The organism is Streptococcus devriesei DSM 19639 (genome assembly GCF_000423725.1).
In the GTDB taxonomy this organism is placed as follows: Bacteria; Bacillota; Bacilli; order Lactobacillales; family Streptococcaceae; genus Streptococcus; species Streptococcus devriesei.
This window is the reverse complement of sequence record NZ_KE384084.1, coordinates 344319-356741: the sequence shown is the minus strand read 5'-3', so window position 1 is coordinate 356741 and position 12423 is coordinate 344319. Positions and strand designations below refer to the sequence as shown.

The 12423-nt window shown below is 43.4% G+C and carries 8 protein-coding genes; 7 read left to right on the top strand and 1 reads right to left on the bottom strand.

The genetic code is table 11. The features are described from left to right. The first annotated feature begins 2 nt into the window (after positions 1–2). From G573_RS0107815 to G573_RS0107800, 4 genes are all read left to right on the top strand, one after another. On the top strand, positions 3–1739 hold the full coding sequence (locus tag G573_RS0107815; protein WP_027976204.1) for an ABC transporter ATP-binding protein: 1737 nt from the start codon (positions 3–5) through the stop codon (positions 1737–1739). An 8-nt stretch (positions 1740–1747) separates the two neighbouring features. Beyond that, positions 1748–3523: an ABC transporter ATP-binding protein gene (locus G573_RS0107810; protein WP_027976203.1), complete on the top strand. Its 1776-nt coding sequence runs from the start codon at positions 1748–1750 to the stop codon at positions 3521–3523. 119 nt (positions 3524–3642) lie between these two features. Beyond that, positions 3643–4563 (top strand): AEC family transporter, encoded by a 921-nt coding sequence (locus G573_RS0107805; RefSeq protein WP_027976202.1) that lies wholly within the window; start codon positions 3643–3645, stop codon positions 4561–4563. A 183-nt stretch (positions 4564–4746) separates the two neighbouring features. Further along, entirely contained in the window at positions 4747–9144 is a 4398-nt protein-coding gene (locus G573_RS0107800) for a glycoside hydrolase family 70 protein (RefSeq protein ID WP_027976201.1), read from the top strand. A gap of 75 nt (positions 9145–9219) precedes the next feature. Here G573_RS0107800 and G573_RS0107795 read toward each other — a convergent pair whose 3' ends face one another. Next, a complete protein-coding gene (locus tag G573_RS0107795; RefSeq protein WP_027976200.1) occupies positions 9220–9726 on the bottom strand; it encodes an HdeD family acid-resistance protein in 507 nt (168 codons plus the stop codon). Between the two features lie 265 nt (positions 9727–9991). Between G573_RS0107795 and gdhA the strand changes: the two genes are divergently transcribed. From gdhA to G573_RS0107780, 3 genes are all read left to right on the top strand, one after another. After that, complete coding sequence (gene gdhA, locus G573_RS0107790) at positions 9992–11341, top strand: NADP-specific glutamate dehydrogenase (RefSeq protein ID WP_027976199.1); 1350 nt, start codon at positions 9992–9994, stop codon at positions 11339–11341. Between the two features lie 189 nt (positions 11342–11530). Then, positions 11531–11983 (top strand): LytTR family DNA-binding domain-containing protein, encoded by a 453-nt coding sequence (locus G573_RS0107785; protein WP_027976198.1) that lies wholly within the window; start codon positions 11531–11533, stop codon positions 11981–11983. After that, positions 11973–12422, top strand: coding sequence for a hypothetical protein (locus G573_RS0107780; protein ID WP_027976197.1), 450 nt, complete (start codon positions 11973–11975; stop codon positions 12420–12422). The genes G573_RS0107785 and G573_RS0107780 overlap by 11 nt, the downstream gene beginning before the upstream one ends. Position 12423: the final 1 nt, after the last annotated feature.

Below are 12423 nucleotides of genomic sequence, written 5' to 3'. Positions count from 1 at the left end.
ATATGGCTTATATTTGGTCTTATTTGAAAAAGTATCCCAAATGGCTGATATTGGATGTTTTAGGGGCTTTTTTATTTGTTGTGGTGAATTTAGGGCTGCCGACGGCCTTAGCCCGAATGATTGACCAAGGTATTACACCGGCTGATAAAAAGGCCCTTTATTTTTGGGCTGCTGTCATGTTTGTGATTGTTTTGCTGGGAATAGCAGGGCGGATTACACTGGCCTATGCTTCGGGCAGACTGACAACAACGATGATTCGTGACATGCGCAATGATATGTATGATAAACTGCAGCAATATTCCCACCACGAATATGAAAAAATCGGTGTTTCATCTTTGGTAACCCGTATGACCAGCGATGCTTTTGTGCTCATGCAATTCGCTGAAATGTCCCTGCGAATGGGAATTGTAACCCCCATGATGATGGTCTCCAGTGTTATCATGGTTCTTTTGACCAGTGCATCATTGGCTTGGGTTGTGGTTGTTGCCATTCCTTTTTTAGTTCTGGTTGTTTATTACGTGGCAGCAAAAACACGCCCCTTGTCTGAGAAGCAGCAAAATACGTTGGACAAGGTAAATCAGTACGTGCGTGAAAATCTGACCGGTCTCAGGGTTATCCGTGCCTTTGCCCGTGAATCTTTTCAAGAGGAGCGGTTTGCGCTGAAAAATAATAGTTATGAAAATACCTCCAGCCGGCTCTTTAAATTAACCGGCCTGACGGAAGCTCTGTTTGTGCAGATTATTATCATTATGATTGTGGCTATTGTTTATTTTTCGCTGGATCCGCTGCAAAAATCTGAGATTAAGATTGGGGATCTCCTTGCCTTCATTGAATATAGTTTTCATGCTCTTTTTTCATTCTTGATGTTTGCTAATATTTTTACCATGTATCCGCGGATGGCGGTGTCAAGCAAACGGATTCAGGAAGTGATGGCTATGCCTATTTCCATCAATCCCAATGAAAATGGTGTCACTGAGACAAAAACGAGAGGCTATTTGGAGTTCGACAATGTGACCTTTGCCTATCCCGGAGAGACGGAAAGTCCCGTCTTGCATGATATCAGTTTTAAAGCCGGTCCGGGTGAGACCATTGCCTTTATTGGCAGTACAGGATCCGGGAAATCATCGCTGGTCAATCTGATTCCGCGCTTTTACGATGTGACACTGGGCAGAATCTTAGTCGACGGTGTTGATGTCCGTGATTATAATTTGAAAGCTTTACGCCAAAAAATCGGCTTTATTCCGCAGAGAGCCCTGCTTTTTACCGGAACCATCGGTGAGAATCTTAAGTACGGGAAAGAAGATGCGACTCTGGCTGAATTGCATTCAGCTGCTGATGTAGCGCAGGCCAAGGAGTTTATTGAAAGCCGAAAAGAAAAATTTGATACCCATCTGGCAGAAGGCGGCAGTAATCTCTCCGGCGGTCAGAAGCAGCGCTTATCGATCGCTCGGGCAGTAGTGAAGGAGCCGGATATCTATATTTTCGATGACTCTTTTTCAGCTCTGGATTATAAGACAGACGCTCAGCTGCGGGCACGCCTGAAAGAAATCACGGGCGATGCCACCGTGCTGATTGTTGCTCAGCGTGTCGGAACCATTATGAATGCTGACCAGATCATTGTTCTGGATGAAGGTGAAATTGTTGGCCGGGGAACTCACGATGAGCTTTTACAGTCTAATGAGATCTACCGTGAAATTGCGCATTCGCAGCTTGATAATCAAAATTTGACAGAAGGTTAGGAGGGCTCATGAAAGATAAAAATGTTTTTCTTCGCTTGTGGCATTACTTAAAAAACTACAAAAGTTCGCTTTTTCTTGCCATTTTTCTTAAGATTCTCAGCTCTGTCATGAATGTCCTTGAACCCTTTATTTTAGGTCTTGTGATGACAGAGCTGACGGCTAATCTGGTCGACATGGCAAAAGGTGTCAAAGGAGCTCATATCAATACCGCTTATATTTTTGGTATTTTGCTGCTCTATTTTCTGCGCGGGCTGCTCTACAGTATTGGTTCTTACGGTTCCAACTATTTTATGACTAATGCTGTGCAGAAAAGTATACGTGATTTGCGTCAGGATCTGAGTGAAAAGATCAACAAGATTCCTGTCTCTTACTTTGACGGCCACCAATTTGGAGATATGCTGGGGCGCTTTACCAATGACGTTGAAACAGTTTCTAATGCTTTGCAGCAGAGTTTTCTGCAGATTATCAATGCCTTTTTGACCATTATCCTGGTGGTTGCTATGGTTCTCTACCTCAATCTGCCTTTGGCTATGATTGTGATTGCCTGCATCCCCCTGACTTATTTCAGTGCCCGTTTTATTTTGAAAAAATCCCAGCCCTATTTTAAAAAGCAGGCTAATGCGCTGGGAGATATGAACGGTTTTGTTCAGGAAAATCTGACGGGTTTTAATGTCATCAAACTCTATGGCCGTGAAGAAGTATCTGCAGCAGACTTCCGTGATATTACAGAAAATCTGCGCAATGTCGGTTTTAAAGCCAGCTTTATTTCCGGTATTATGATGCCGGTGCTCAATGCTATTTCAGATGGGGCTTATCTGATTGTTGCCGTGGTAGGCGGCTTACAGGTTCTGGCAGGAAAGCTGACTATCGGTAACCTGCAGGCCTTTGTGCAATATATTTGGCAAGTCAGTCAGCCCATTCAGACCATTACCCAGCTGTCCGGTGTCCTGCAGAGTGCCAAGTCTTCTTTAGAGCGTATTTTTGACGTTTTGGATGAAGAAGATGAGGTTAATCAGGTAACTGAAAAATTAGAACACGATCTGACCGGACAGGTCAGCTTTCGGGATGTCTCTTTCCAATACACACCGGACAAACCGCTTATCCGCCAGTTTAATCTGGAAGTGAAACCCGGTGAGATGGTTGCGATTGTCGGTCCGACAGGTGCCGGTAAGACAACCTTGATTAATCTCTTGATGCGTTTTTATGATGTGACACAAGGAGCGATTGAAGTTGACGGGCATGATATCCGCCATCTTTCCCGTCAGGACTACCGCCGGCAGTTTGGCATGGTCCTGCAGGATGCTTGGCTCTACGAAGGAACAATCAAGGAAAATTTGCGTTTTGGCAATTTGAATGCCAGCGATGACGATATCGTTGAAGCCGCAAAGGCCGCCAATGTTGATCACTTTATCCGGACACTGCCCGGCGGCTACAATATGGAAATGAATCAGGAATCCAGCAATATTTCTCTGGGACAAAAGCAGCTCTTAACTATTGCGCGTGCTCTTTTGGCTGATCCTAAAATTCTGATTTTAGATGAAGCAACCTCCTCTGTTGACACACGTTTGGAACTTCTGATTCAAAAAGCGATGAATAAGCTCATGGAAGGGCGGACCAGCTTTGTGATTGCCCATCGTCTTTCAACCATTCAGGAAGCTGATAAAATCCTTGTTTTGAAAGACGGACAAATCATTGAGCAGGGCAGCCACCAAAGTCTTCTGGCCGACAGAGGTTTCTATTACGATCTGTACATGAGCCAGTTCAGCAAGCAAGCAGAAGCTTAGCCGCTAAAACAGCCTTGTTGCTTGATTAGAGATGGAAATTTAGAATAATTTCTCTTATCGTTCTTTCATTATTACTGGATAATGTTATAATAAGGCAAAAGCAAATGAAAGGAGCTTTTATGGCCATTGCAAGTCTGGTTTTTCAAAAATTAGTCGTACTTTTTCTGATTATGGGAGCGGGAGCGTTTCTGGCACATAAAGACATTTTTACCAAGGATGTCACCTTTAAATTATCAAAACTTCTGACAACTTATGTTGCACCGAGTTTGTTTGTGTCTTCTTTTATCAGTCAGGAATTTTCTGTCAAACGGCTGAGTCTGCTCTTAATCATGATTGGTTCGGCCTTTTTCCTCCTAATCACGCGGATAGTTCTGGTAAAGTTTCTGCTGGCTGACGATCGTAATATGGATCGGTACGCAACCCTGTTTGCCAATGTCGGCTTTATGGGAACGCCCTTGGCGGAAGCTGTAGGCGGTACCAATGCAGTCTTTTTCATCTCAGGCTTTGTTGTTGCCAATCAGATTATGCAGTGGACCTACGGGCTCTATCTCATTGCCAGAGATAAAAATGTGATTAACTGGCGTTCTCTGTTTATCAATCCTGCCATGATTGCAACGGTTATCGGCCTCTTTTTCTTCAGCCTGCCCTATGACTTGCCTAAAGTCATTACTGGTGCTATTGAAACGATCGCGAAATTAAATACGCCTTTATCAACTTTGGTGCTGGGCTCTTATTTCTACAAGGCTGACTTTAAGGAGATTTTTCTGTACAGGCCGGCCTATTACACGGCCTTGCTGCGCTTGTTTGTGACATCCTTGGTCAGCATCCTTCTCATCTGGCTGCTGCCGGTAGATGCCTATGATATGAAACTGGCGCTGACCATCGCCTCTTGTTCGCCGACAGCTATGAATGCTGCCCTGCTCAGTCAGGTTTACGGCGGCGATTATGAATACGGCTCGCGTTTGGTACTTTTAACAACGATTTTGTCACTTGTTTCCATACCGATAAATATGACGCTTGCAAGTCTTTTATATCTGTAAGAATTCAGTCGCTTGACTGGGTTCTTTATTTTTTATAAAAAGATTATATTTCTATTAAAAATAATTTCTGCGGTTTTGCCTTAATCAGTTAGAAAAACAAAGAAAGAAGTTTGTAATCTAGGCGTCATGAGTTTTATAGGAATATGAAGCTATAATGTTTAACTAATAAAAGGAGGATTTTTTATGGAAACGAAACTACGTTATAAAATGCGCAAAGTGAAAAAACACTGGGTGACTGTCGCCATTGCATCCAGCTTGCTGACTTTGGGCAGTGCGGCGCTGGATGTGTCTGCATCAGCAGATACAGAACAGGCAGCGAATAATCAGGTGGTCGTCACTCAGCAAAGTCAAAGTGAGAATACAGAGCAGACTTCTGCAGCCGATCAGCCTGCCGCAGAGAGCAGCCAAACACAGGCTGCTGAACAGCAGGCACCGGTCACTGAACAGGAATCTCAGCAGCCTCAAGAGCAGAGCACCGAAACGGTTACTGAAGCTCCAGAGGATCAGGTGCAAAGCCAAAGCAGCACTGCTCAAGAAACCACTGAGAAGGCAGTAACAGCTCCGGCTCAGGAACAAGCGGCAAGCTCTGAGACAACTGCAAGAGCAGCTAAAGTTCAGACCTCTGGAGAACGTGTAACAGCCGCTCAGACAGCCGAACAAAATCAAACAAAAAACTTGAGTGATGCTGATTTATCAGCTATTCCAAATGTTAAAAAGATTGATGGCAAGTATTATTATATTGACTCAGACGGTCAGGTCAAAAAGAACTTCGCCTTAACAGTTGACGGTCAAACCCTTTTCTTTGATAAAGAAACAGGGGCTCTGTCAGATACGGCACAGTATCAGTTTGCTCAGGGGCTGACATCTTTAAACAATGAGTACACACCGCACAACCAGATTGTTAATTTGGAGAAGAACAGCCTTGAAACTGTTGATAATTATGTCACAGCGGATTCTTGGTACCGTCCTAAAGATATCCTGAAAGACGGCAAGACTTGGACAGCATCAACAGAAAATGATCTGCGTCCGCTGCTCATGTCTTGGTGGCCTGATAAGCAAACTCAGGTATCTTATTTGAACTACATGAATGAGCAGGGATTAGGTACAGGAACAACCTATACGGCTGACAGCAGTCAGGAAAGTCTGAACTTAGCTGCTCAAAATGTTCAGGAGAAGATTGAAAGCAAGATTTCGCAAACCCAGCAGACGCAGTGGCTGCGTGACATTATCAACAGTTTTGTCAAAACGCAGTCTAATTGGAATATTGAGACCGAATCTGATACTTCAGCCGGCGAAAAGGACCATCTGCAGGGCGGTGCTTTGCTTTATGAAAACAGCGATAAAACACCGTATGCAAATTCTGATTACCGTTTGCTGAACCGCACACCAACCAGCCAGACCGGTGAGCAAAAGTATTTCGATGATAATTCTATGGGTGGCTACGAATTCCTCCTAGCTAATGATATTGATAATTCAAATCCCGTTGTTCAGGCAGAGCAGCTCAACTGGCTTCATTATTTAATGAACTATGGTTCTATTGTCGCTAATGACCCTGAAGCTAATTTTGACGGCGTTCGGGTCGATGCGGTTGATAATGTCAATGCTGATTTGCTGCAGATTGCCTCAGATTATTTCAAGGCTTATTACGGCGTAGATAAGAGCGAGAAAAATGCCCTTGATCACCTGTCTATCTTAGAAGCTTGGTCAGACAATGATCCGCAGTATAATAAAGATACTTACGGAGCACAGCTGCCGATTGACAATAAGCTTCGTCTGTCACTCCTGTATGCTCTGGCACGTCCTCTTGAAAAAGATGCGGTTGATAAAAGCAATGTCCGCAGTGGCTTGGAATCTGTCATTACAAACAGCTTGAATAACCGTTCAGCTGAGGGCAAAAACAGCGAACGCATGGCCAATTATATCTTTATCCGGGCTCATGACAGTGAAGTTCAGACGGTTATTGCCAAGATCATCAAGGATAATATCAATCCTAATACAGATGGTTTGACCTTTACGCTGGACGAGCTCAAGCAAGCCTTCAAGATTTACAATGAAGATATGCGTCAGGCTAATAAGAAATACACACAATCCAATATTCCGACAGCCTATGCTTTGATGCTCTCCAATAAGGATTCCATCACCCGTGTTTACTATGGGGATATGTATACCGACGACGGCCAATACATGGCTACTAAGTCACCGTACTACGATGCTATTGAGGCCTTGATGAAGGCTCGCATCAAGTATGCAGCCGGCGGTCAGGATATGAAGATTACCTATGTTGAGGGTGATAAGGCCAATATGGATTGGGATTATACCGGCGTCTTAACATCTGTGCGCTACGGTACAGGAGCTAATGAAGCTACTGACAGCGGCAATGAAGCCACTAAGACCCAAGGTATGGCTGTTATTACCAGCAATAACCCAAGTCTGAAACTCAATGCCAATGATAAAGTAGTTGTGAACATGGGGGCAGCTCATAAAAACCAAGAGTACCGTCCGCTCATCTTAACAACTCAGGACGGACTTGCAGCCTATGCATCTGATGATGCTGCTAAAGCCTTCTACCGCAAAACAAATGAAAATGGCGAACTCATTTTTGATGCGTCAGATATTCAAGGTTATCTTAATCCGCAAGTATCAGGCTATCTGGCTGTTTGGGTGCCGGTCGGTGCCAGCGACAGCCAAGATGTTCGTGTAGCAGCCAGTGACAAGGCCAATGCTGACGGACAGGTTTACAATGCTTCAAGTGCTCTGGATTCACAGTTAATCTATGAAGGTTTTTCAAATTTCCAAGATTTTGTCACTAACGATTCAGAATACACAAATAAGAAGATTGCACAAAACGTTGATCTCTTCAAATCATGGGGTGTGACGTCCTTTGAAATGGCACCGCAGTACGTGTCATCTGAAGACGGTTCCTTCCTTGATTCAATCATTTTAAACGGCTATTCCTTTGAAGACCGTTACGATCTTGCCATGAGTAAGAACAATAAGTACGGTTCTCAGCAGGATATGATCAATGCCCTTAAAGCCCTGCACCGCAATGGTATTCAAGTCATTGCCGACTGGGTACCGGATCAAATTTACAATCTGCCGGGCAGAGAAGTCGTTACAGCGACCCGCGTTAATGACTATGGTGACTATCGCCATGATTCGGAAATTAAGGATTCGCTTTATCTGGCTAATACCAAGACCAATGGCGATGACTATCAGGCTAAATACGGCGGCGCTTTCTTAGACGAGCTGGCAGCCAAGTATCCTAGCATCTTTGAACGTACTCAAATTTCAAACGGTCAAAAATTGGATCCGAGTGAAAAGATTACCCAATGGCAGGCTAAGTATTTCAATGGTACCAATATTTTGGGACGCGGTGTCGGCTATGTCCTTAAAGATGCGGCCAGCGATAAGTACTTTACGCTGGATGGCAAGGAAACCTATCTGCCAAAACAGCTGACTAACCAAGAAGCTTTAACAGGCTTTGTCAATGACGGCAGCGGCGTGACCTTCTATTCAAGCAGCGGCTATCAGGCTAAAAACAGCTTTGTTCAAGATGCCAAAGGCAACTGGTATTATTTCGATAAAGATGGTCATATGGTCTATGGCCAGCAGCATTTGAACAATGAAGTACAGTACTTCCTGCCTAACGGTGTTCAGCTGCGTGAAGCTATCTTAGAAAATGCCGACGGCACTAAAAATTATTTTGGCCGCCTGGGCAATCGCTTCAGCAATGACTATTACTCTTTTGAAAAGGATACCAAATGGCGTTACTTTGATGAAAACGGCGTGATGGCAGTAGGTCTGAAAACGATCAATGGCAATACACAGTACTTTGATCAAAACGGCTATCAAGTCAAGGGTGAATGGATAACAGATGCTGATGGCAAGAAACGCTATTTTGATGATGGTTCCGGAAATATGGCTGTTAATCGTTTTGCTAATGACAGCAATGGTGATTGGTATTACCTCGGAGCAGACGGCACAGCGCAAACCGGCAGTCAAACTATTGACGGTAAATCTTATTACTTTGATGAAAACGGCAAACAGGTCAAAGGAAAGATTATCACGGCTAATGATGGTAAACTCTACTATTATCTCGCAGATTCCGGAGAGCTGGCGCACAATATTTTTGCAACAGACAGTCAAAATAACTGGTATTACTTTGGCTCAGACGGCACAGCAGTAACAGGCAGCCAGACGATTAATGGACAAAACCTTTATTTTGCCAATGACGGCAAGCAGGTTAAAGGTGACTTTGTCAATGAAAACGGCAAAATCCGCTATTACCATGCTGACTCAGGCCAACTGCAAACCAATCGCTTTGAAGCTGATAAAGACGGCAATTGGTACTATCTGGGTTCAGACGGCACAGCGCTGACAGGCAGTCAGTACATCAATAATCAGCGTCTCTTCTTTACCAGAGAAGGTAAGCAGGTTAAAGGTGATGTTGCCTACGATGGCTGGGGACTGCTTCGCTATTACGACAAAGACAGCGGCAGCATGGTCTATAATAGACTTGTAACCTTGGCTAATGGCAGAAGAATCGGCATTAACCGTTGGGGTATTGCACGCTACTTATAGCAGATAAAAAGGCTGGAACGTTCGTTCCAGTCTTTATTCTGTCTATTGATGTTGATTTGCTGCGAAATCCAATAGTCAGCGCAGGCGCAAGAAGACAAAAATACTTGAAATACCAGTTGCTATCAGAAGAAGGGCAACAAAACGGCCGATAATGGCAGAAGACAGCAGAGGCTGCCCGAGCAGGATAAGCCCCAAAAGAAAAGCAAAAATGCCGCTAATGAAAAGGCGGTTACTGTCAGGAAAGCCCAGCTTTCGCAAACGGTAAGCAGAAATCAGCCGCAAGCTGCCAATGACAAGAATCCAGTAGGCAGCAATGGTGACAACAGCTGTTGTCAGTGAAAAGATAGAGGAAGTTAAGAGGATAAAACCAAAGATAATGGAAATAATACTTTGCAGCAAATTCCAAATATTGCGTTCCTCACCTGTTTTTGACATATAGTCAATAAATCCGGTAATTCCTACTAAGAAAATAACCAGTGCCAGCAGCCAGCCGATTGAAGCTGTCACAACCAGCGGATTAGCAAAAATCCAAAAGCCGATTAAGAGTGTTAAAACTCCTGAGCTAAGCGTAAACCATTTCATATAAAAAACTCCTTAAAGCGTTTATTCTTAATTGTATAAAATGGGAGACGTCTTGTCAAAAATTCACAATTATTAAAATAATATATTGGCCAGCTGTGAAATATTGGTCTGAAAATCGTGTATTTTTCATAAGATGTCAGGTTATATGACATAGAAAACTGATTTTTTCAAAAAAATATCCAAAAAGGCTTGACAAGAATATTCAGAAAATTTATAATATTTTACGTAATAAAAATTACGAAATTCATTTTCGGAGGAATGCATTATGACAACAGGTAAAGAATACGTTGCAGGCGTATTTGAAAAAGTTAAGGCGCAAAATGGACATGAAGCAGAGTTTCTTCAAGCAGTTGAAGAAGTCTTTGAATCTCTGGTTCCGGTTTTTGATAAATACCCACAGTACATCGAAGAAAATCTTTTGGAACGTTTGGCAGAACCAGAACGTATTGTTTCTTTCCGTGTCCCATGGGTTGATGACAAGGGAAATGTTCAAGTTAACCGCGGTTTCCGTGTACAGTTCTCATCAGCTATCGGACCGTACAAAGGCGGACTTCGTTTCCACCCATCTGTAAACCAATCTATCGTTAAATTCCTTGGTTTTGAACAAATCTTTAAAAACTCACTGACCGGTCAGCCAATCGGCGGCGGTAAAGGCGGTTCTAACTTCGATCCTAAAGGTAAATCAGACAACGAAATCATGCGTTTCTGCCAAAGCTTCATGACTGAACTCAGCAAGCATATCGGTGCAGATACAGACGTTCCTGCCGGTGATATCGGTGTCGGCGGACGCGAAATTGGTTACCTCTACGGTCAATACAAACGTCTTCGCAATGAATACACAGGTGTTCTTACCGGTAAAGGGCTGACTTGGGGCGGTTCACTTGCCCGTACGGAAGCTACTGGTTACGGTGCTGTTTACTTTGCAGAACAAATGCTCAAAGCACGCGGTGAAGATTTTGCTGGTAAAACGGCTCTTGTTTCAGGTGCAGGTAATGTTGCCATCTATGCTTGTGAAAAATTAGAAGCTCTTGGTGCTAAAGCCGTTACTGTTTCAGACTCATCTGGCTATGTTTACGATCCGGACGGTATCGACGTTGCTCTTCTGAAAAAAATCAAAGAAGTAAAACGCCAACGCATCGTTAAATATGCAGAAGCTCGTCCAAACGCTGTATTTACAGCAGCAGGCCAAGGTTCTGTTTGGGACGTTAAAGCTGATCTCGCTTTCCCATGTGCGACTCAAAACGAAATTAACGAAGAACAAGCTAAAACACTTGTGGCTAACGGTGTCATTGCTGTTACCGAAGGTGCCAACATGCCTTCAACACTTGAAGCAATTGACATCTTTCTTAAAAACGGTGTTTCATTTGGTCCGGCTAAGGCTGCCAATGCCGGCGGTGTAGCTGTATCAGCTCTTGAAATGGCTCAAAACAGCGGCCGTACTTCTTGGTCATTTGAAGAAGTTGACGCTAAGCTCTACGATATCATGAAAGGTATCTACGAAAATTCAGCAGCGGCAGCTAAAGAATTCGGTCAAGAAGGCAACCTTGTTGTCGGTGCCAACATTGCTGGTTTCCTTAAGGTGGCCGAAGCGATGTCAGCACAAGGTATTGTCTAAGGGATTGACGGTTGCTTTTAAGTTTAGCAGCTGATGGCTGAGCATTTTAAATCTGACCTCCCAATAAAATGCAAGGAAGTCCATAATAGGGCTTCCTTTTTGCATTTTATCGGCTGAAAATGCAACTTAACCGGCTTTGGCTTTATGCTGCTTAAATTTCTGCTATAATAATCGCAAAGGAGAAAAGCAGTGAAGTTACGATTAGAACATATTTCCGATGGTCAAGAAGAAGTTATCGTGCGTTACCGACAAATGACTCCCACTGTTCAGGCCATCAGTGATTTAGTCTCTCAAGGGGGTGAGAAAATTCTCGGCAGAAGTGAGCAGGGTGAACGCTACCTCTTATTGGATGATATTTTGTATTTTGAGAGTATTGACAGTAAAACTTTTGCCTATACGCAAAAAGATGTCTATCAAGTCGCCTACAGTCTCAAAGACTTAGTCAGCACTTATGCTTTTAAGGGCTTCTTTCGTTCTGCCAAGGCTATGGTGCTCAACCTTTACAGGATTCAGTATTTCAGCAGCCAGTCCTTTGGCCGGATCGAAGCCACTCTGGACAATGGTGAACGTGTCCTTATCTCACGTAAATACGCCAATAAACTCAGACAGGTCTTGCAGGAGGGAATTAAAGATGAAGACTAAGCGGTGGGAACGTTTCTTAAGTCAGGAAATTGCCAATGAATATAAGACAGCTATCTATTGTTTTTGTGTTTATTTTTTCTATGCTGTTTACCAGCTTTTGCAGGGAAGAACAACAGCCAATATTTATTATTTAATCGAAATGGTTATTGCAGCCTATGTTATCACTCAGATTCAGGTTTTTCTGTTTAAAAACTTTGATGAAGCTGATAGGTTAGCAGGGAGAGAACTGTTAGGCTTAATCGTTTGTTCCTGCCTCTATGGCCTTATTGGGCAATGGCTGAGCTGGTTTGATGGCAATCTTCTGGCAGCTGCTTGCTTTGTCATCTATGTGATGCTGGAATACCTGACTATTTTTATTGCCAATAAAATCAAGCGCCATATTGACAGCAAGAACCTTAATCAGCTTTTGGATACTTACAAACAAGGAAAGGAAAAATAGC